Raw genomic sequence first — 23,278 nt, forward strand, 5'->3', positions numbered from 1 at the left:
GTTGTTTTTTAATAGCATGTTGGCTGTTGTGCTCCAGTTGCCATTTTATCCGGTGTGATTGGTTTGTAGCTTGCTGAATGAGGCATGTCTCGATCTTTCAGAGAGAAAGTAAATTCAAAGGAGAACATAATGGGACAGGTGAATCTGACTAATATTACGGGTGGAGCGATCTCGGTTAACCAATTTGAAGTAAACGGTACTTCTGTTGGGACTGGCAGTGTTGGCGAAGGTTTTACTTTGTTTAAGAATTATGATGATGTGAATTGGGATGACTTCGAGAATTTTCAATTGTCGATTAACGTTTCTACGGGATCGACTTATCGAGTCAACTTGAGCCGAAACCACTTTTTCGGTGGCGGAGATTTCCACTATCCGGGCGAGGGTTCCGATGTGAATTTCATACTCACCGGCAAGAACGGTAGCGGTGATTTAACGTTGAAGCTTGCCTATCGGCAGGCTGGTGCGACTTTCTTCACGAATGACAACGATGCGAAAGGAATGAATAAAGAAAACTAGGAGTATCAAGGCTGCCAAAGCTTTTGCTCCTCGCAGTAAATGAAATGGTTGTCACTTTTCTTGGGTGACAGCCATTTCGACTCTGGGACCGTCGAGCAGTTGGTCAGAGAAGGGAGTGCTTGGCAGTGAGCCAGGCTCGACACGTCGAAATCACGGGGAAAATGAAAACTTCGATTGACGGTCGGAGTTTTGCGGTGGTATACCTAAAAGCGTCGTCGAAGACCCCTTTTTTCGAGGTGATTCCCCGTGCCCAACATGCTTCGTCTTCCCCATCTCGCCCTGGGCGAGCTGGAACGCCTGGTGCTCGATCTTCTCTGGTCCGAGGGACCCCTGAACCCGGTGTCCGTTCACCAACGCATCGGCGCCGCACGCGGGATTTCACCCAACACGGTGTCTTCCGCCCTCAAACGGCTCTATGAAAAGGGCCTGCTGAAACGCGAAAAGGTCAGCCACGCCTTCGTCTATCGGGCCGCGATGACGCGCGCCGAATTCCAGCGCGACATGATCGGCTCCGTCGCCAGCCAGTTCGGCGACCTGGGCGGTTCGGGTGTCTTGGCCGCCTTTGTCGACCTGGCCGAATCCCGCGGCGAAGATACCCTTCGCCGGCTCGAGCAAATGATCGCCGAGCGTTTGGCGGGAGCGGACGAATGACCGGATTTGTCGAAGTCGCCGTCCTCGCGAGTACGATTCTGTTCGTATTGACTTGGACCTTCGTGGTTCTCGTGGCGCCCCATCTCCGGTGGCGCGCCACCATCAGTCCCATGCGGCGGATTTCGATCGCAAGAGCCTGGCTTTATGCACCTTTTTGGGTGCCGCTGGCCTTGCTTGCCGGCAGCCTGTCACTGGGGCTGGTGGCCGATCCCTTGGGTGACCACTGCCTGAAACACGCCCATTGGCACCACCTGTGTTGGGTTCATCCGCCCCAGCCTACCAACCACGCCATCGTTTGGCTGCTTCCCACGGCGATCTTGATCCCCGCCCTGGGCTCCTTGGCTCGGGTTCTCCGCGACGTCTCGCGGGAAGGTCGCCTGGCCAAAGATCTCGTCTGGGTCAGCAGTCCCTGTGGGTTGGGACCCGACATTCGCCTGATCGACCAGGAAAAACCAATCGCGCTCACCATTGGTTGGCGAACGCCCCATATTCTCCTGAGTTCCGGGCTCGTTCAGCATATTTCTTCCCATGCGTTTCAAACCGTGCTGGCTCACGAACGGGCCCACATCTCCCGGGGCGATATTCCTCTCGCCTTGATCGACCGATTTACCGCCTCGCTTCTGCCGCGAAGCGTGGCGAACCCCTTGCTGGAACACATATCGCTCGGGCGCGAAATGGCCTGCGATGTGGCAGCCGCCAACAAAGTGGGCGGCCCCATCGTGGTGGCCCGCGCCTTGACCGAGGTCGCGGCGCTGGGTATGAAGCCTGTCGCAACCGGGCTCTCCCTCGTCGGCAGCACGCTCGAACTGCGCGTTACCTATCTGCTGCAACCCGCGACCAAAGAATGGGGTTGGTGCGTGCCCGCGACGATTCTTGCCGCCGTCGTCGCGGCGGGTGCTGGCCCTGTCCATACCGTAGTGGAAACCCTGATCACGTTTCTGCTGCAATCGTAACCCCGTGCCGAGCCGCGTCGCTCGGCGTTCTTTGGCCCAAAAAACCGATGGTTGATCGGTTTTTTGGGCTCCCCTTTCCAACCATCCTGCACCGATACCATGGAGCGACCTGATGAGACGTATTTTCTTCACTTTCCTGCCGATCGCGATCCTGTTCGCCCTCGCATCCTGCCACGGTCACGAGCATCCGGACGATCACGGCGCCAGCCACGACGCAGGTGACGAGCACGCCCACGGCGAGGAGGGCCACGGCCCCCACGATGCCTCGGAGTCGGTCACCCGCTGGGGGCAAAAGACGCAGCTTTTCGTCGAGTTCCCGGCGTTGGTGACGGGTGAGGACAGCTTATTCGCCGCGCACTTCACCCGTTTGCGCGATCACGCTCCGATCACCCAAGGCATGGTGGTGGTGGAGCTCTCGGGTGGGGGAAAGCCCGACGAGCAGTTCACGGCCATTCAGCCGGCGTCTCCCGGCATTTTCCGGCCCCTGGTTCGCCCGGTCCATTTGGGAGAGCGCCAGGTTACGATCCGCTTGATGGCGCCGCCTACGGTGGAAGCGCTCGACCTCGGTACTTTCGTCGTCCACGCCACGCGAGACGAGGCCAATGCCGCCGCGGCCGCGGATGAAGCGCCCGCCGACGCCGTGTCCTTCCTTCTCGAACAGCAGTGGCGCATACCCTTCGCCGTGCAACCGGCGGAATCTCGCCCGCTACGCCCCAACATCCCAGCATTCGGGGAACTCTCGCTGCCGCATGAACACGAGGTCCTGATCATCGCGCCACGCGACGGACGCCTGATCGCTTCGGGCTCGCGTTTCCCGCGAATTGGGGAATCGGTTTCCGCCGGCTCCGCACCCTTTGCCTTGAGCCTGATGCCCCAGGACGACATCGATCCGGCCAACCTGGATACGGCCGTGGAGCAGGCCGCCATTGGCGTGGAGGAAGCGAAACGCGAATTGACGCGTCGAACCAACCTGGCCGAGCGCGGCATGATCGAGGCCCAGCTCCTCGAAGAGGCCCGTTTCGAACTCAGGGAGGCGGAAGCCGAATGGCGCGGCGCGAAACGGCTTCGCGAGAGTCACGGCCAAGGCCAGCGCATCGCCGACGGTGGGGAACGCTTCGAGGTGCCCATTCCCGTGTCGGGAACGCTTGCGGAAATCTATGTGGCTCCCGGAACCTGGGTTGCCGAAGAACAACCCATCGCCCGCATCATCGATCGCGGCAGCCTCCATCTCGAGATCGGGGTGCCCGAGGCCTATGTGGGCCGTTTGAAGGAGGTGACCGGGGCCTGGTTCCACCTGGACGGCCACGAGACTCCTTTTGAGCTGGGCGGCTCGGATCTGGTGGCCGTCGGTTCCGAGTTGGATCACGAAACGCGAGTCCTGCCCGTGCGGTTCCGCATCGACAACGCGGCCGGCGAACTCTACCCAGGCATGACGACCACCGCCCATCTGGTAGTGGCCTCGCCGATTCAAAGTGTGGCGATACCGTTCGACGCCGTGGTCCACGATGCCGGCACCGAAGTGGTCTACGTCCAGTCCGGCGGGGAAACGTTCGAGCGACGTCCCGTTCGCCTCGGCGTGCGCGACGGCGACTGGGTCGCCGTGCTCGACGGTGTCTCGCCCGGCGAATGGGTCGTTGCCCGAGGCGCCTATTCCATCAAACTGGCGGCCACGTCCACGAGTTCCATCGGCCACGGCCACGCGCACTGAGGAGAGCATCTTGATCGACGCCATCATTCAATGGTCCCTGAAAAATCGACTTTTCGTGATTGTCGCGGCCGCCGTGCTCATCGGTTGGGGTGCCCAGCGCGCCAGCCAGATGCCCGTCGACGTGTTCCCGGATCTGACCGCACCGACCGTGACGGTCATCGCCGAAGCACACGGCATGGCTCCGGAAGAAGTGGAGCGGTTGGTGACCTTCCCCGTGGAATCCGCGTTGAACGGCGCCACCGGGGTGCGGCGGGTTCGTTCGGCCACCTCCGTCGGCGTATGTGTCATCTGGGTGGAATTCCAGTGGGGCACCAACATCTATACCGCGCGCCAAATCGTCGCCGAGAAACTGCAATTGGTGCAGTCGTCACTGCCACCGGAAATCGAGCCGCCCATTTTGGCCCCGATCTCCTCGATCATGGGCGAGATCCTCTTTTGCGGACTCTACTCCGAAACGGTTTCACCGCGCGATCTGCGCACCATCGCCGATTGGGACCTGCGTCGTCGGTTGTTGGCCGTACCTGGCGTGTCTCAGGTGGTGCCGATCGGTGGCGGCGTGCAGCAGTTCCAGGTGCAGGTGCGTCCGCCCGACTTGGTCAAGCACGGCGTAACCCTCGACGAAGTGGTGGCGGCCGCGAGCGCCACCAACCAAAACGCGTCAGCCGGCTTCTACGAGCAGGGCGGCCAAGAATACCTGATCTACGGATTGGGCCGCGTCGGTGGGGTGGAGGACATCGCCCGTGCCGTGGTTCGCCCGCGTGACGGTCATCCCGTTCGCATCATGGATGTTGCGGACGTCGTCGTCGGCGACGCCATCAAACGCGGCGACGCGGCGATCAGCGGCAACCCCGGCGTGGTGCTCGGCATTCAAAAGCAGCCGGGGGTCAACACTCTTGCGTTGACCCAACGTCTGGACGAGGTCCTCGACGACATCGAGGCCAGCTTGCCCGAGGGCGTGGTGCTCCAGCGCGAGCTGCTGCGCCAGGCGGATTTCATCGAAACCGGCGTCAACAACGTGAAACTGGCCTTGCGGGACGGCTCGCTGCTGGTCATTTTGATCGTGGGCCTGTTTCTGTTCAGCGGCCGCGCCACCATGATCACGGCACTGGCGATCCCGTTGTCCCTGGTTTCCGCCGCGCTGGTGCTGGACATGCTGGGCGCGAGCCTCAATACGATGACGCTGGGGGGCATGGCCATCGCCGTGGGAGCCCTGGTCGACGATGCCATCATCGATGTGGAGAACGTCGTGCGACGCCTACGCGAAGGCGGCCGGGGCGACGCACTGAGCGTGGTCTTCTTCGCCAGCAAGGAGATTCGCGGTTCGATCGTGTTCGCCACCATGATCATCATCCTGGTCTTCCTGCCACTCTTCTTCCTTCACGGGGTGGAAGGTCGTCTGCTCCAACCGCTGGGGATCGCCTACGTGATATCGCTGGCAGCCTCGCTGGTCGTGGCACTCACCGTGACGCCGGTACTCTGCTCTTTGTTACTGCCAGGCAGCCGTGCCGTGCGCAAGGGTCTCGAACCCGCACCCTCGCGATGGCTGCGCCGTCGTTTCGACGGGCTGCTCGCCGTCGCGCTCAAACAGGGGCCACTGCTTTTCGTCCTTTCCTTCGCCGCGGTGGTCGTGGCCGGTGTATTCCTGATGCGCGGCGGTCGCGCGTTCCTTCCCGAATTCAACGAGGGCGCCCTGACGGTTTCGGTCGTAACCTTTCCGGGAACCTCCCTGGAAGAATCCAACCAAATCGGCCACCTCGTGGAAACACTGCTGATGGAGCATCCCGAGGTCGAGGCCACCTCGCGGCGCACGGGCCGGGCCGAGCTGGACGAGCACGCCCAGGGCATTCACGCCTCCGAAATCGATGTGCGTCTCGACATGAAAGAGCGCGACGAAGCCCAGATGTTGGCGGCGATGCGGGCCGATTTGACATCGGTGTCGGGTGCCAACATCGTCATCGGCCAGCCCATTTCCCACCGCATCGACCACATGATTTCGGGGACCCGGGCCAACATCGCCGTCAAGATCTTCGGCGCCGATCTGCCGACCCTGCGACGCCTGGCCGAGGAGATGCGCAACGCGATGGAGGGTATCCCGGGCGTGGTCGACCTGGCCGTGGAAGATCAGGCCAACCTGCCGTTCGCCACGATTCGCTTCGATCGCGACGCCCTGGCCCGTCACGAACTGAATATCGAGGACGTGTCCGAAACCCTGGAAACCGCGTTCTACGGCAAGCCCGTCTCGCGCATCATTTCAGGCCCCTACGCTTTCGATTTGGTGGTGCGCTACCCCGATTCGGCCCGGGACGATTTGAATGCCGTTCGCCAGACCATGGTTCCAACGCCCGGCGGAGCCTGGGTGCCGCTGGAAGCCCTGGCCGACATTCGTCGCGACCGCGGGCCCAACCAAATCGGTCGCGAAAACGGTCAACGCAAGATCGTGGTGATGTGCAATGTCGGCGAGGGTCGTTCGCTCGGCGAGGTCGTGACGGAAATCCAAGAGAAGGCGGGGGCGGCCGTGACCATGCCGGCCGGCTACTACGTCGAGTACGGCGGCCAGTTCGAGGCGGCCGAAAAGGCCTCGCGCACCCTCCTGGTGCTCGGCATCCTGGTCGTCGTCGGGATTTTCATGCTGCTGTACGTGGCGTTGTCATCCATCCGCCACGCGCTGCTGGTGATGCTGAACCTGCCGTTGGCGCTCATCGGCGGCGTGGTCGGCGTCTTCGTGTCGGGCGGGATCGTGTCCATCGCCTCGATCATCGGGTTCATCACCCTGTTCGGTATCGCCACCCGGAACGGCATCATGATGGTGACCCATATCCGCCATCTCATGGATGTCGAAGGTGTGACCGATCCGGAAGCGGCCGTGAAACAGGGGGCTTCCGAGCGCTTGATCCCGATCCTGATGACGGCGATGGCATCCGGCTTGGGTCTGCTGCCGCTTGCCTTGGCGGGCGGGGAGCCCGGCAGTGAGATTCAGGCACCGATGGCGATGGTCATCCTGTTCGGTCTGGTCTCGTCTACGGTGCTCAATATGTTCGTGGTGCCCGCGGCGATGCTTCGTTTCGGCAATCTCGCCGCGATCCTGATGCCCAACCGCGAGGGCACGGCGCTGGATCGAGAGGGGCTGCAGGTGTAATTCTGGGGAGAAAGGGCGGCGGAAGCGAGAATGCGACCGTTCAGCCCTTTTCCTTCACGAGAAAGATATCGCCGTCGAAGCCCTGCTGGCGGCAGATATCGCTCATGGCACTCACGGTTTCATCATCATTCCACTGGCGACAGCGCATCAAGGGAAAGGCGATGGAGCGGTAGCCCTTGCCGCGCGCCAGGTTGAGTGCATCCACCAGGCAACTGCGAATCGAATGCTCGCTGGCACGTTTGAGCGGGCCGTCACCGGCGCAGTGGATGATGGCGCGGTGCGGGAGGTGACCAGCGCGGGTCATGACGGCGCCACCGGGTTTGATTTTGTGGTGGCGGGAAAGCTCTTGAAAGGGTTCCTGGCCAGCCCATTTCTTGATGGAGTCGGAAACGCGGCTCGAGGAAAAAGAGGTGCCGGGAATCCAATGTCGTTGCCAGGGGTGGACGATCACATCGACCTTCTGATCCAAAATGTCTCCAGAGATGACGTGCAGTGTGGAGGGGGAAACGCTCATGCTCACATCCTTATCTGCATTGAGTTGAAGGGGCCGTTCCCCGCGGTTCCGGGAAAAGGAAAGATCCGGCCGCATCAAAAAAGAGGGGATCGGTTGTCATGGCTTTGACGGTCGCCGATCGGAATCCGTCGAAAAAAAGTTGGTCGATTCACGGCCACATCGAAAAAAAGCGCAAAGCTCACAAAAACGATTCGAAGCCCGATTTTGCACGACGCGGCGGGGGAACCTCTCGTCCTTTTGGCTTCCTAGGTGTAACACCCTGGTAAATAAAAAGATGTAAACTCAACTATCAACGGAAGAGACAGTGGGGACAATCACGCATAAGCGCTTGAAATTTTTGACAATTCTACCCACTATCATCGCCGTGGAAGCCTGTCGTCCGACATGCTCGGGTGGGTGGATATCCGTGTCAATCCGTGTGGTTCGTGGACAGTGATTTCCCGATTTCCGAGAAACGCCTCTGATGATCTGGAGATCGAGGCCGGGCGTATCCATTTCGTGTCCTTTCGTGATTTTCGTGGACCTTTCGGTCGGTACCGCGGCGATTTATCTGAACCCTGGGACTCTTATTCGAGAGCTCGGCCGTTCTTCATGTTTTTTCTCGGAGGCGGTAAAAGCGTTGTTTTCAACGAGTTCATCCGCGGGGCAGTTCTTTCATGTAAAAAAACCTCGAATCCCCCATGCCGGACTTGGCTTTTGCCCGAGCGCAGGTGTATGATCCCGGCAACCTTTCTCGGGTTTACCATCCTGAATCGGCACCCATCGCTTCCAGCGTCGCGCCATTCACATGCTCTCCTCATCTCTCCATTCGTGGAACAACCGTGGCGAGGGGGAACGCTTCGGGATCGGAAAGGTCATTTTTCTCGGTTGAATCGATTTTGCCTCTCGTATTCGGTTGATTTTTGGATCGTCGATCGCCATGGTCGACCCACCGAATCGCGTGTTCATCACGCACCACCGCGTCATTCACTCGTGACGGCATCTCATTTTTTCAAGCACAAGTAGTCGTTCGCCCTTCCCTCGGGAAGGCGGCTGGAAAAATAACGGCAATGCGGGTTCCGGCACTTTTTTACATTGTGCCGCTTCATTCCGGCGTTACAATGAAATTCACTAAAAACGACTACTAGACATTTCGTCGCGTATTGGTTTCGGCCAAAAAAGGCGGATTTCGGGTCCGGCTCTGACCATCTAGGTGTGCCTGATGGAACAGTTTGCCGTACGAGTCTCCATGTCCGCTCGTGGTCGAGCCCTTGGATTCATAGTTTTCGGATGCGTGGTGTATTTCCCATCGCCTTGAAGCACGCTTCAATTCTTCTCCTCAGCCAGGACCCTCACGTCGACAGCCCGAATTTATGGTTCCACCTCGGTTCGTTGGTGGAGAGATGGGGATACGATGGGCCTTGTATTGAATCGAGTGTGGCGTAGCCGTGACCTTTGGGTCCTTGCAGCCGCCTTCATGGTTTCCGCGTTGCCGATCCAGGCCGCGACCTACTTGAGCGATCAGGACAAACATCCGAGTGTGCAGTTGTCTCAGGATCGCCTGTCGGTGCTATTCCGCGAAACCCAGGTGCGTGCGGTGCGCTCCGATGTCGCCGTTTCGCCGGGCGATGGGGTTTTCTACTTCGAATACACTCAATTCGCGCGGGAAGGCGAGCGGGGATTCGGTGTCGCCACCGACCGCGCGCGACTCGATCGCGGTGGCGGCCTGGATGCGGTGAGTTTCGCGGTGCGCTCGGACGGAACCGTGTGGTACCGAGGCGATGCGATCGGCGAATTCAAGTTGGCGGGCGACACCTTGGGGTTGGCGCTGGACTATCGCGGTGCGGTTCCGACGGTGCACATTCTTGCCGGATCGGCACGTGACTTGGAGATCCGAACCTTCGCGCTTCACGGCCTTTCCCAGCCCCTGTACATCCTCGTGTTCGGCAATGAGGGTGGGCTGGGTGTCAGTCAAAGCGCAGGGTGGCACCAACGCATCAATCCCGGCAATGCCGAGGATCCGCCCTTCGCCATCGATGCCTCCTCCGAACTGCGACGGGTGGGGTTGCTCGACGTCAAGACCGCGGCGCTCCCGTGGGCCGACGCGGCGCTTGGCGACGACGGGTCCGACGGCTCAGATGCCGGTGACGGATCGGATGGGGGAGACGGGGGCGATGCCGGAACCGCGCCTCGTCTGGAAATGGTGGATCCCCCCGCGGCTGGACGCAGTGGTGAGGCCGTGACCTTTTACGGATCGGCCGAGGATGCCGAAGACGGGGACCTCAGTCACCGGATCCAATGGTCGGCCGGTCCCGGTCACGCGAGCCGCGTCGGCTCGCAGTACCGGTTCGTACCAGCCGCCGAAGGGGTCTATCCCATCACCGCCCGCGTGACCGACAACGACGGCAACGAGAGTTCGGTCCAGCACCGGTTCGTGGTCAGCGACGGTGATCGCGAACCCACGATTCGGTTCGTCGATCCGCCGCTTCAAGTCATCCTGGGTGAACCGTTGCGTTTGGAAGCACGCGCCGAAGATGCCGAAGACGGCGATTTGAGCCACTTGATCCAGTGGCACTCGGATGCGGGAAGCGGTACCGGGGCCGTGTTCGAGGTGGTGCCGGTGAAGGCGGGATCCTTTTCGGTGGTCGCCGGTGTGCGTGATCGTTCCGGGAACACGGCCACGGCCCGTTTGACCCTGAACATCGTGGTCGAGAACAGTCCTCCCGAACTCGAATGGGTTCAAACCCCCGAATCGGTGGCGTCCGGTGAGACGGCCGTGTTTCTCGCCCGTGCCGAAGACGCCGAAGACGGCGATCTGAGCGGTCACATCTCCTGGCGAGTGGGGAATCAACGAGGGGTGGGGCCCCGGTTCGATTTCCTCGGTCGCGTGCCGGGACGCTATGCGATCGTGGCGACCGTCGCCGATGAAGATGGCGCCGAAGTGGAATCCCGCGTCGAGATCGAAGTCGTTCTGGGGAATCAGGCGCCCCGAGTCTCGCTGATCGAGGCGCCGGATCAGGTATTCGTGGGCGCGCTGCTGCGTCTTGCCGCCCAGGCAGAGGACGCCGAGGACGGCAATCTCGACGACGAGATCCGCTGGTATGACGCCAACGATGACCTGGCGGCCGAGGGCTCGGTGCTCGAAACCCGAATCGCGGAACAGGGACGGGCGCGGTTTACTGCCCGCATCGCCGACAGCGATGGAGCCGCGAACGAAGTCACGCACGAGGTGACGGTCGTTCTGCCGGAAAGCAAGCCCACCGTGGAGATTCTCTCCGTCTCCTCATCCATCGAGTTGGGCCAGCAGGTGGTGGCCGTGGCCCGAGCGACCGCCGGCGACGGCAGTGACATCTCCGAACGGATCCGCTGGAGCACCAATGCGAGCGACGAAATCGGCGAGGGTCCCGAATTCCGGTTCTTTCCTTTGGAAGAGGGCGATTTTGAACTGGTCGCCGCGGTTCAGGGCACCAATCGCGAAGAGATTACCGACCGGGCGAGTTTCCACGTGCGTGGCGAGCCGGTGGATACCGATGAAGACGGGTTGACCGACGACGAAGAAGAGGTGCTGGGCACCGATCCCAACGATCCGGACAGCGACGACGACGATCTGTTGGACGGCGTGGAAGTGAACGAGACCCTCACCGACCCCCTGGATCCGGACAGCGACGACGACGGGATGCCGGACGGTTGGGAAGTGATTCACGCATTGAATCCCAACGTCGACGATGCCGCCGGCGATCCCGACTTGGATGGCTTCTCCAACCTGGAGGAGTTCACGGCCGACACCGATCCACGCGACGGCCTGGACTATCCCGGTGCGCCGCCGATCACCCGTTTGTCGCTCACCGACCGGCACGAGACCGTGGAACTCAGTGAGGACCGCCTCGGCGTGCGCTTCACCGGCGCCGATCACAAAGGGGTGCGCAGTGACCGCGCCGTCGCTCCTGGCTCCGGGTTTTTCTATTACGAAGGTCATCGCGAAGTACCGGTGGGCAACTACGGGTTCGGGGTGGCGACCGCGGCCGCGCCGCTGGACACCTTCGGCGGTGCCGCCAATCTCAGTCTGGGCGTGAACACCATGGGCGGGGTGGCCTATGACGGCAGCTTCGTTTCCTTTTTCCAGGGCGGCCAGGAGTACTACGGCCTGGCGGTCGATTATCGTGGGGCCAATCCCGTGGTCCACATCATCGTCAGCGAAACGCTGGAAGGTCCGGGTCAACTGGTCTTCAGCCAGACGATGGAGGCCGTCACCGAACCGCTCTACATCCTGGTCTACGGCAACCCGGTCAGCAGCGACTTCCAGCAAACTATCAACCCCGGCAACGATGTGGCGACCGCCCCGTTTCAATACGACCCGGTCGCGATTCTGACCGCGGCCGCCGTCGACGGCGCCGATCAACTGAACCTGGGCTGGAACCCGCCCGATCCCAACGCCAACCAACGGCCGGTCCTGAACGTGGATCAGGAAGATGGCGCGGTGGTCGAATTGGGCAATGCCGTCTCGTTCACCGCCACGGCGACGGATGCCGAGGACGGCGATGTGAGCGCGGACATCCAGTGGTCCGTCGCTCCCGGCACCGCGACGGGGAACGGGTCTTCCTTCAACTTCACGCCGATCGAGGTCGGTGACTACCTGGTGACCGCCACCGTCTCCGACAGCGAGGGCGCCTCGGCAACGGACACCGTATCTTTTTCGGTGACCGACCCCGGCGACGTCGATACCGACGAGGACGGACTCACCGACAACCAGGAAGGACAACTGGGTACCGATCCCAACGATCCGGACAGCGACGACGACGGCCTGAGCGACGGTGACGAAGTCAACCACTACGGCACCGATCCGTTGTCGGTGGACAGCGACCAAGACACCATGCCCGACGGCTACGAGGTCACCCACGGATTGAACCCCACCATGGACGACGGCGGGGGCGATCTGGACGGCGACACCTTCACCAACCTGCAGGAATTCAACGCCGGAACCAACCCCAACAATCCCAACTCGTTTCCGGGCGCGTCCTACACCACCCTGCTCAGCGATACCGACAAGGACCCCAGCATAACCCTTACCGAGGACCGTCTGGGCGCCATATTCTCCGGTTCGGGTCACCGCGGCGTCCGCTCCGATACGGGCCTGCAGCCCGGCTCCGGTTTCTACTATTTCGAAGGTCGCCGCGAGGTCGACATCGGCAACTTCGGTTTCGGTGTCGCTTCGACCTCGGCGCCGCTCGACAACTACGGCGGTGCCACCGATCAGGCCCTGGGCGTCAACCTGCTGGGCGGCGTGGCCTACAATGGCGAATTCGTCCACTTTTTCAGCACCAATGCGGTCTATTACGGCATCGCGGTCGATTACCGCGGCGCCTCCCCGGTGGTGTACATCATCTTCGCACCCGACGAGAACGCCTCGCCCGAGCTCGTCACCCAAGTGGCACTTCCCGAAATCGGAACGCCACTCCATATCCTGGTCTACGGCGAGGCCACCACCAGCGGCGTCCAGCAGACGATCAATCCCGGCAACAACCTGAACGCCCAACCGTTCCACTACGATCCCATCAGCGTCCTGACCCAGGCGGGCGTCGCCGGGGCCGAGTCGTTGATCCTGGGTTGGAACGAGCCCGATCCCGACGCGGATCAACGGCCGATCCTGGAGATCGATCCCGCGCCCGCCAACCTGTTGGTGGGGACGCCCTTGACCCTGACGGCCACCGCCACCGACCTTGAGGACGGCGATCTGACCGCGGTGATCCAGTGGAGCGACAGTTTCGGCGAGGCCGACGGCACCGGTGGCACCTTCACCTTCACGCCGACCATCGCGGGCGCGCACACGATCAGTGCGACCGTGGTCGACAGCGTGGGCCTGAGCGCCGGCGCCGCGGTCACGGTCAACGTCGTCGACAACGACGCGACCGACAGCGACGGCGACGGCCTGAGCGATGCTCGCGAATTGGCCAACGGCACGGATCTGCTGGATCCCGACAGCGATGACGATTCGCTGCTGGACGGGGCCGAGGTCGACACCCATCTCACCAATCCGCTCAACGAAGATACCGATTTCGACCTGATTCCCGATGGCTTCGAGGTCAACAACGGCCTGGATCCGCTGCGCGACGACGCGGACGAGGACTTGGACGACGACGGCTTCAGCAACCTGGAAGAGTACGAAGCGGGCACCGATCCGCGTTCGGCCAACAGTTACCCGGGTGCACCCGACGTCACGTTGCTCAGTGACAGCGACCGCGATCCCACCGTGACGCTCACACCCGACCGCCTGGGTGTGATCTTCACCGGCAGCGGCCACCGCGGCGTGCGCTCGGACACCGCCATTCAACCGGGTTCGGGTTTCTACTACTACGAAGGCCGGCGGCTCGTCGAGGCGGGCAACTTCGGATTCGGGGTGGCCACGGCCGACGCCCCACTGGACAATTTCGGCGGGGCCACCGACCAGAGCGTCGGCATCAACACCCTCGGCGGGCTGGCCTATGACGGCGCCTTCCTGCGGTTCTTTTCCGCACAGCCCGAATACTACGGCCTGGCGGTCGACTATCGCGGCCTGAATCCGGTCGTGCACGTCGTTTTGAGCGAAACACCCGGCGAACCCGGCTTCGTGCTCGAGTCCCTCACGATGACCCAGGTCACGTCCCCACTCTACATCCTGGTCTATGGCAACGCCCTGACCGAGGGCACCACCCAACAGACGATCAATCCCGGTAACGACGTAGGCGTCATGCCGTTCCACTACAACATCGACCAGATCCTGCACGACGCCGAGGTTCCCGGTGCGGACGACCTGATTCTGGGCTGGAACGCACCCGATCCCAACGCCAACCGCAGGCCGTCGATCGTGTTCAGCCGCACGCCGGCGTTGGTGATCGCCGGGCAGACGATCGAAGCCGAAGCGAGTGCCACCGATTCGGAAGACGGCGATCTGACCGCCACGATCCAGTGGCGTACGGACGGCGCCGCGGACACCGGGACCGGCGCCGTGTTCAGCTACACGGCCACCGCGGTCGGCGTCCACACGATCACGGCACGCGTGGTCGACAGCGAGGGCCTGGCCGCGGCGGCGACCTTCGGCGTCACGGTCGTGGATGGTGCGGGTGACGGCGACAACGACGGTCTCACCGATGGCGAAGAGGCGTTGGCGGGCACCGATCCCGACGATCCCGACAGCGACGACGACGGCCTCACCGATGGCGAGGAAGTGCTGGTTCACGGCACCAACCCGCTTTCGGCGGACACCGACGGCGACACCATGCCCGACGCCTACGAAGTGGCCCACGGACTCGACCCGCTCGTGGACGACGCCGATGGTGACCTCGACGGCGACAACTTCACCAACCTGAGCGAATTCCTGGCGGGCACCGATCCGCGTTCGGCCAACAGCTTCCCCGGAGCTTCCGGGATCACGCTGCTCAGCGAGGTCGACAAGCATCCTTCCGTCGTGCTCAGCGAAGATCGTTTGGGCGTGCGTTACACGGCTCCGTTCCACAACGGGGTCCGCTCCGATACGGCGATTCAGCCGGGTTCCGGGTTCTACTACTTCGAGGGTCACCGGGAAATCGACGCCGGCAATTACGGATTCGGCGTGGCGACCGCGGCGGCACCGCTCGACAACTGGGGCGGCTTCTCCGATCAGAGCGTGGGCGTCAACGCCATGGGTGGCGTGGCCTACGACGGTGGTTTCGTCAGTTTCTTCGGCGGCGATCAGGCGTACTATGGGTTTGCGGTCGACTACCGCGGTGCCTTCCCCGTGGTTCACGTCATTCTGGGCAACACCCTCGATGGGCCGGGAGAGCTGATTCACAGCGTGGCCATGACCCAGGTGAGCGAACCGCTGTTCATTCACGTCTACGGCGAACCGATCAGCGACGGGATTCAGCAAACCGTCAATCCGGGCAACGACACCCAGGTGACCCCCTTCCACTACGATCCCGTTCAGGTGCTGACCGCCGCGGGGGTCGAAGGCGCCGAAACCTTGACCTTGGGTTGGAACCTGCCCCAGGACGAGGGGGCCGGCTTCGAGACCTTCCTCAACGAGGACGACAAGGATCCCACCATCGTGCTGACCGAAGACCTGTTGGGTGCGACCTTCACGGGCGCCGGTCACCGCGGTGTGCGTTCGGACAGGGCGGTGGAGCCGGGCGCCGGGTTCTTCTACTACGAGGGCCGTCGCGAGGTGGACTTCGGCAACTACGGATTCGGTGTGGCCACCCTGGATGCGCCGCTGGACAACTACGGTGGCGCCACCGACCAGAGCCTCGGCGCCAACCTGCTGGGCGGCATCGCCTACGAGGGTGAATTCAAGTCGTTTTTCTCCGCCGGTTCAGAGACCTTCGGCTTTGCGGTCGACTATCGCGGCGTGAATCCCGTGGTTCACATCATCGGGGCCGATTTCGAGGGCGAGCCGGGTTATCTCATCGATTCGCTGACCTTGACCGGCATCGATCAGGCGCTGTACATCCTGGTCTACGGCAACCCCGTCGCGGAAGGCATTCAGCAAACCATCAATCCCGGCAACGATCCCGACGAGCAGCCGTTCGTCTACGACCCGATCGCCATTCTGAGCGCCGCGGCCGTGCCGGGAGCCGAGGAACTGGTGGTCGGTTGGCAGTATCCCGATCCCAACGCCAATCGCCGGCCGCGCATCCAGTTGCTCAGCTCCGACGCCACGGTGATCGCCGGTACCGCGATCGATCTGCAGGCCACCGCGGACGACCGCGAGGATGGCGACCTGACCGCTTCGCTGGTGTGGCACGACGACCTCGACGACGTGGGAGCCCAGGGAGGAACCTTCGGTTATTCACCCGTGGCCGTCGGCCAGCACACCGTGACGGTGTCGGTGACCGACAGCGGAGGGGAAGCGGCGAGCGCGTCCCTGACGCTGAATGTGGTCTCCAACAACACGCCGCCGACGCTCGACATCGATCAGGCCGATCTCTCCGTGGTGCAGGGCACCAGCGTGACCCTGACCGCCAGCGCCCAGGATGCCGAGGACGGTGACCTGGGTTCGGCGATCCAATGGTCGGACGCCAACGGTCCGGACACGGCGGTCGGGGCATCGTTCACGTTCGTGCCGCAAGCGATCGGGGCGCATACGATCACGGCCGAGGTCACGGACGGCAACGGCGACAACGCCGCCGATCAGGTGGTGGTGACCGTCATCGACCCGGCCACCGTCGACAGCGACGACGACGGTCTGAACGATGCGGCCGAGGCCCAGAACGGCACCGATCCCAACGATCCCGACAGCGACGACGACGGCTTGAGCGACGGCGACGAGGTACTGACGCACGGTACCGATCCGTTGTCCGACGACAGCGACAACGACGGCATGCCGGACGGCTGGGAGCTCACCCACAACCTGAACCCGAACGTCGACGACAGCCTGCTGGATCCCGACAACGACACTTTCACCAACCTCGAGGAATACGAGGCCGGCACCGATCCCAACAGCGACAACAGCTTCCCGGGTGCGCCGACCCTGACCTATCTCAGCGAAACGGATCGCCACGAATCGGTGATCCTGAGCGACGACCTGCTCGGCGCCCGGTTCACCGATGGCGATCATCGCGGCGTTCGCTCCAACGTGGGCGTCTTCCCGCGGGCCGGTATCTATTATTATGAAGGGCGCCGCCTGATCGACGAAGGCGATTTCGGTTTCGGGGTGGCCACCGCCGCCGCGCCGCTGGATGCCTTCGGCGGCGCGAGCAACCAGAGTGTCGGCGTGCACGCGTTGGGCGGCGTGGCCTACGAGGGCGGCTTCGTCTCGTTCTTCTCGGGTGAGCAGGAATACTACGGTCTGGCGGTCGACTATCGCGGCGTCAATCCCATCGTCCACGTCATCGCCAGCGAGACGCTCGACGGGCCAGGCACGGTGGTGAGTAGCCTGACGATGGAGGCCGTCTCCGGTCCGGTGTTCATCCTCGTGTACGGCCGGCCGATGATCGAGGACATTCAGCAGACCATCAATCCCGGTAACGACACCGTGGGCCGTCCCTTCCGTTACGACCCGGTGGCGGTCCTGACGGCCGCGGGCGTCGAGGGTGCGGCCGACATGGTGCTCGGTTGGCAGGACCCCGATCCCAACGCCAATCGACCGCCCGTCGTCGTGATCGACACCGAGGGCGGCAATGTCGACATCGGGGATCGGATCGAAGCCACCGCCTCGGCCATCGATTTCGAGGACGGTGACATGACGGCCGCCATCCAGTGGAGCGACAGCGCGTCGGCCACCACGGCGGTTGGCGGCATCATCAGTTTCGAGCCCCAGACCTTGGGAGATCACGTCCTGACCGCGCGGGTCGTCGATAGCGAAGGCGCCGCAGGCGAGGCTCAGGTCACCTTCACCGTGGTCGACCCGTCCCTGATCGACACCGACAACGACGGCCTCTCCGATGGCGAGGAGGCCACGCACGGCACCGATCCCAACGATCCCGACAGCGACGACGACGGCTTGACCGACGGCGCCGAGGTCAACACCCACGGCACCGATCCGCTCAGCGCCGACAGCGACGGTGATCAGATGCCGGACAACTACGAGCTGACCTACGGGCTCGACCCGACCGTCGACGACGGGGCCGGGGATCTGGACAACGACACCTTCTCCAACTTCACCGAATACCAGGCGGGCACCCTTCCCAACGATCCCACCTCGTTCCCGGGTGCCGTGACGGTCACCCGTCTCAATCCCGACGATGCGGCGCCGGGCGTGCAGCTCACCGTCGACCGGCTCGGCGTGACCTTCACCCAGGGCAACGTCAGCGCGGTGCGCTCCGACGTGGCGGTCGAGCCCGGTTCCGGGGTGTTCTACTACGAGGGCCATACCGATTTGGGACGCGCCAACCTGGGCTTCGGCGTCGCCACCGCACAGGCTTCGTTGACGTCCAACGGCGGGGCCGACGACCAGTCGATCGGCGTATTGGCGATCGGCGGTATCACCTACGCCGGGGAGTTCATCGAATTCTTCTCGGGAGAGCACACCACCTACGGTCTGGCGGTCGACTATCGCGGTGTCCATCCCATCGTGCACGTCATCCTGGCCGATGGGATCGGGCAGCCCGGCGAGCATTTCACCCGAATCGAAATGGAAAACGTCACCGATTCGCTCTACATCTTCGTCTACGGCCAGCCCCTGACGAGCGGGGTACAGCAGACCATCAATCCCGGCAACGACCTGGACGCCCATCCCTTCGAATTCGACATCGCCCGGATCCTGACCGACGTCTGGATCGGCGGCAACGTCATCGACGATCCCGACGAGATGGTGTTGGGCTGGAACCGGCCGAACCCGAGACCGACCCTGGCGATCCAGGGCGGCAACCAATCGGTGATCGAAGGGGCCACCGTGACTTTGCACGGCACCGCTTCCGATTTCGAGGGCACCGATATCAGCGACGATATCGAGTGGGACGAATCCGGTGGCAATGCCGGTCTGGGGGCGATGTTCCAGTTCCTCCCGGTGGGGCCCGGCACCCATGAGGTCGTGGCGGAAGTGGTCGATCGCTTCGGCGGCACGGCCAACGCGATGGTCGATGTGGTGGTGGTCGATGCGGGCGATTCGCGCGATTCCGATGACGACGGTCTCACCGATGTGGCCGAACTGCAGACGCACGGTACTGATCCGCATCGCGCCGACAGCGACGGTGACGGCCTTTCCGACGGCGACGAGGTGGTGATCCATCTGACCGCCCCGCTTTTGGCGGATACCGACAGCGACGGCATGGACGACGCCTATGAAGTGCGTCACGGCCTGAATCCGCTGGCCAACGATGCCGGTTTGGACCCCGACAACGACGGCTACACCAACCTGGCCGAGGCTCAGGCCGACACCGATCCCAACGACGCCCAGTCCTATCCCGGCAAGGGCACCGTGCTGCTCAGCACCAGTGACAAACATCCCTCCGTGACCCTCGGTGCCGACCGGCTGCGGGTTCGTTTCGGCGATGCGTCGCCACGTGCCGTACGTTCCGAGATCGCCGTGTCGCCGGGTTCCGGTTGGTCCTACTTCGAGGGGCGGCGACTGGCCGGGCTGGGCAACTACGGTTTCGCCGTGGCCACCCGCCAGGCCCCGCTCGATGCCGAGGGCGGTAGCGACGATCAGAGTGTCGCCTGGGTGACCACCGGCAGTTTCCGCTACGACGGCGGCGAAGTGGGTCATTTCCGCGATTCCACCATCGTGACGCCGGCCCAGAACCAGGTCTACAGCCTGGCGGTGGACTACACCGGGCTCAATCCGGTGGTCTACGGTTTCGTGGGCAACGAAAACCTCGAATGGGAGATCATGCCCGCGGTGACCATGAGTTCGGTTACGGGCCCGGTCTACATCATGGTGTGGGGCGCGTCGGTGACTTCGGGCGACCAGGCGGCCATCAACGGCGGCGATACCCAACTGGGTTACCGGAACTTCCACCATCCGGGTCACTACGTCCTGTTCACCGAGGCCTTCCAGGCCGGCGCCGAGTTCATGGGCACCGGCTGGGGGAGCGAGCACGCCTACGCGGGTCGCGAGCGGCCCCTGTCGTTCGAGCGCGTGTTCATGCAGCAGGATCACACGACGGGCGCCGGCATCTTCGTGTCGCCCGGCGGCCTGACGATCAGCTACAGCGTCGACCACAAGGAGGCCATTCGCACCAATCAGGGCATGATCGGCGAGTTCCGCTACTGGGAAGCGCACCGCGAGACCGAGATCCCGGGCAACCTGGGGCAGGGTTTCGTTTCGGAGTACGGCAAGATCAACGATTATTGCTGTGTTTCGGACAGCTATACCGATACGCCGCCCAGCATGTCGATCAACTCGGCGGCGGGGGTTTGGCGCAACCTGGTGGCGCAGCAGATCTACGACACCAACAATACCGTGTACGGATTCGCCTGTGATTACCGCGGTTCGCGTCCGATCATCTACTCCATCGTGGGCGGCGAGTTGATCAACGTCATGGTGCTGGACGACATGTTCACGCCGATCCACCCGATGCTCTACGGCAATCCGCAAGGTGCGATCCCGGCCAACTCCGCCAACTTCGGCACCGCGCCGTTCGTGTTCGATGCCCATACCATTCTCGAGAACGCGGGCGTGGACGTCGGTGACCTGGTGTTGGGCTGGGGGCCGCATCGCATCGAGCGGGCGGACCCGAAGCGCGAAGCGAATCGCTAGATGCCCGATTCGGGAAGCCCGGGAGGAGGCCTCGATTTCCGGAAATCAATTCCGCGAAGCGCTCCTCTCGCGGTTCCCGGATCCTCGTTTTGGGGGCGTCGCGGTAGGTGGCGGGTCCGCCCAGGGCACTGGGCCGACACCTCGAAGCGCGCAAGCTGGCAGTTCCCGCATCCCGAAGAGTGGCGCCGTGCCGGGTAAGTGCCGGGCCCACCGAGGGCGCTGGACCGACACTCCGAAGCGCGCAAGCTGGCAGTTCCCGCATCCCGAAGAGTGGCGCAAGGCCTGTAGGTGGAGCAGCTTGCTCCACCAATCGAAGCTCGTCATCAAGGAGTTCCCGGCTGTATGAGAGAGCCATCGTGGCTGTAGCCACCGGGCCTGCCGAGGGCACTGGGCCGACACTCCGAAGCCCTCTCCCTGCGAAATAAAAGTAAGCTCGAGAGGAGAGCCTGTGCGAATGACTGGGTGCAATCCGGCTTCGTGGGCGGGGCCATCCCCGGCTATAATGGTTGCCACCCGTAGGCCGCGCTCGATTTCCGCACCAAGGTAGGTCGCCCATGTCCTCGCAACCAGAAGCACTGATCGAAAGGCTCGCCCCCAGGTGGGCCGATCTGTGGCAGAGCCTGACCCATGATCCCGGTCGGGACCTGTTCGAGGCCCTGGTCAAGGCTTATACCGAACCCCACCGCGCCTACCACGACCTGAGCCATGTTTCGGCCTGCCTGACCGCCCTTGACGAAGCCCGAGATCTCGCCCAAGACCCAAAGCAGGTGGAGATCGCCATTTGGTTCCACGATGCGATCTATCGCACCACGGGCTCGGACAACGAGCTGAAGAGCGCGCGCTGGGCCGCCTCCGAGTTGATCCGCTCCGGCGTCGCTCGGGGATTTGCCGAGCGCGTCTCCGAGTTGATTCAGGCCACCGTCCATCGGGCCCAAGTCGAGGATGACGACGCGCGGCTGTTGGTCGACATCGATCTCGGCATTTTGGGTCAGCCTCCCGAGATCTACGATCGCTACGAACGCGACATTCGCCAGGAGTACCGTCTCGTTCCCGGCTTTCTGTTCCGTTGCAAGCGCGCCGAAATCTTGGAGGGTTTTCTTGCCCGACCCCGAATCTACAACACCGATTTTTTCTTCCAGCGCTGGGAGAAACCGGCTCGCGACAATTTGACTCGCGCCATTGCAGCCCTGCGGGGCCGTGCCCCCGAATCCCCTCGAACCGGAGCCGACCGATCGTGAACCAAAGTGAAGGGCTGCCAAAGACGCCCCAGCCTCCACAAGGCTTCGATCACTCCACGCGTTGGTCGGCCTGTCTGGAGGCCGCCCGTCCCGAATCGAACGAGCCACCCGCCTGGGCGAGGAGCGGCCACGCCCAAACCCTGTTCGGTCATTTCCTGCCCGGACCCAAATTGGTCGTGGCGCCGCAAAGAATCGAAATCCCCGTATCGGGCCAGGATCGCCTGGTCGCCCGCCACTACGAGGGCACCAAGAACCTGGCGTTGCTGCTGTTTCACGGGCTCGGCGGCAGTGCCGATTCGGATTACATGACCCGAACCGCGCGTTTCGGTTTGGACCGCGGCTACCACGTCTTCTGTGTCAACCATCGTGGTTGTGGCGAAGGCAATGGGCTGGCCTTGGAGCCCTACCACTCCGGCCGCGGCGAAGATCTGGGCACGGCGCTGGCCTTCGTACGCCAGCGGCTGCCCGGTGTGCACCTGGTAGCGGTGGGCTTTTCATTGAGTGGCAACGCCCTGCTCACGCTGCTCACCGGTCTGCGGGGCGACACCCTGCCGGACATCGGTGTGGCCGTCAACGCACCCATTTCGTTGGAGCGTGCCGCGCTGGCCATGAAACGCGGCTGGAACCGACTCTACGACGCCCGTTTCGTCATGCGTTTGCGGCGGGAAGTACGCAACCGCCGCCGTTCCGGCCTGCTCAAGCGCGAATACCGCATCCCGATATGGACCACGCTTCACGATTTCGACGACATCTACACGGCGCCCGAAGGGGGATTCCGCAATCGCGAAGATTACTACCACTCCTGCTCCACCAAGGATCTGCTGCACCGCATCGAAACACCGACGCTGCTCCTCACTTCGCGCGACGACCCCATGATCCGCTGCGACGACTACCTGGAGGCCTCGCTTTCGCGTTGGACCTACCTGCACCTGGAACGAACCGGTGGCCACATGGGCTATCTCGCCCGCCGGCCCACCCCACTCGGCAGCCGCTTCTGGTTGGATTACGCTTTGGACAGCTATCTGAGGGCGATCGAAACTTACCTTCGCATTACCTGATTCGAAGGATCACTCCGCGGGCGGTGTCTCACCCGCATGGTCCAGGGCGTTGAGGATCATTTCGACCACGTGCCGGTCGGCGAGGCTGTAGATGATGTGTTTGCCGTTGCGCTTGCGACGAACGATGTCCTCACTGTGGAGGACGCGCAGGCGTTGGGACACGGTGGACAACTGGTCTTTGGTGGCCAATTCGGAAACACAGGCCTCGCCCTGGCTGAGCACGGTCAGAATCCGCAACCGCGCGGGATCGCCCAGGGCTCGGAAAATACGGGCGGCCTTTTCCAGGGTGGCGTCGCTCACGCCTTCAATGGTGCGAATGTTGCCGCCGTGGGCGTGGATGTCCTGACACTCGGGGGACTCATTGGTCATACTGAG

10 protein-coding genes are annotated in these 23,278 nt (G+C 62.9%); 8 read left to right on the forward strand and 2 right to left on the reverse strand.

Annotation, left to right across the window (positions count from 1 at the left end):
* Positions 1-129: 129 nt before the first annotated feature.
* From J3U87_RS01845 to J3U87_RS01865, 5 genes are all read left to right on the forward strand, one after another.
* Positions 130-516: a hypothetical protein gene (locus J3U87_RS01845; protein ID WP_237381320.1), complete on the forward strand. Its 387-nt coding sequence runs from the start codon at positions 130-132 to the stop codon at positions 514-516.
* Between the two features lie 255 nt (positions 517-771).
* On the forward strand, positions 772-1,167 hold the full coding sequence (locus J3U87_RS01850; RefSeq protein WP_237384472.1) for a BlaI/MecI/CopY family transcriptional regulator: 396 nt from the start codon (positions 772-774) through the stop codon (positions 1,165-1,167).
* Positions 1,164-2,120, forward strand: coding sequence for a M56 family metallopeptidase (locus tag J3U87_RS01855; protein ID WP_237381321.1), 957 nt, complete (start codon positions 1,164-1,166; stop codon positions 2,118-2,120). Before J3U87_RS01850 ends, J3U87_RS01855 begins: the two co-directional genes overlap by 4 nt.
* Positions 2,121-2,232: 112 nt before the next feature.
* Entirely contained in the window at positions 2,233-3,828 is a 1,596-nt protein-coding gene (locus J3U87_RS01860) for an efflux RND transporter periplasmic adaptor subunit (protein WP_237381322.1), read from the forward strand.
* A gap of 10 nt (positions 3,829-3,838) precedes the next feature.
* Positions 3,839-6,964, forward strand: coding sequence for an efflux RND transporter permease subunit (locus tag J3U87_RS01865; RefSeq protein WP_237381323.1), 3,126 nt, complete (start codon positions 3,839-3,841; stop codon positions 6,962-6,964).
* Between the two features lie 40 nt (positions 6,965-7,004).
* Here the strand turns inward: J3U87_RS01865 and J3U87_RS01870 are convergent, their stop codons facing one another.
* The gene (locus tag J3U87_RS01870) at positions 7,005-7,478 is read right to left on the reverse strand and encodes a macro domain-containing protein (protein ID WP_237381324.1); all 474 of its coding nucleotides are present in this window, start codon (positions 7,476-7,478) and stop codon (positions 7,005-7,007) included.
* 1,456 nt (positions 7,479-8,934) lie between these two features.
* Between J3U87_RS01870 and J3U87_RS01875 the strand changes: the two genes are divergently transcribed.
* The 3 genes from J3U87_RS01875 (at position 8,935) to J3U87_RS01885 (ending at position 22,903) form a co-directional block, all read left to right on the forward strand.
* Positions 8,935-20,607, forward strand: a complete 11,673-nt coding sequence (locus J3U87_RS01875; RefSeq protein WP_237381325.1) for a PKD domain-containing protein — start codon at positions 8,935-8,937, stop codon at positions 20,605-20,607.
* 554 nt (positions 20,608-21,161) lie between these two features.
* A complete protein-coding gene (locus J3U87_RS01880) occupies positions 21,162-21,845 on the forward strand; it encodes an HD domain-containing protein (RefSeq protein ID WP_237381326.1) in 684 nt (227 codons plus the stop codon).
* Positions 21,842-22,903, forward strand: a complete 1,062-nt coding sequence (locus J3U87_RS01885; protein WP_237381327.1) for a YheT family hydrolase — start codon at positions 21,842-21,844, stop codon at positions 22,901-22,903. Before J3U87_RS01880 ends, J3U87_RS01885 begins: the two co-directional genes overlap by 4 nt.
* Positions 22,904-22,912: 9 nt before the next feature.
* On the opposite strand, the gene J3U87_RS01890 is transcribed toward J3U87_RS01885, so the two are convergent.
* On the reverse strand, positions 22,913-23,272 hold the full coding sequence (locus tag J3U87_RS01890) for an ArsR/SmtB family transcription factor (RefSeq protein WP_237381328.1): 360 nt from the start codon (positions 23,270-23,272) through the stop codon (positions 22,913-22,915).
* Positions 23,273-23,278: the final 6 nt, after the last annotated feature.

This window comes from Sulfidibacter corallicola (assembly GCF_017498545.1).
Taxonomy (GTDB): domain Bacteria; phylum Acidobacteriota; class Holophagae; order Acanthopleuribacterales; family Acanthopleuribacteraceae; genus Sulfidibacter; species Sulfidibacter corallicola.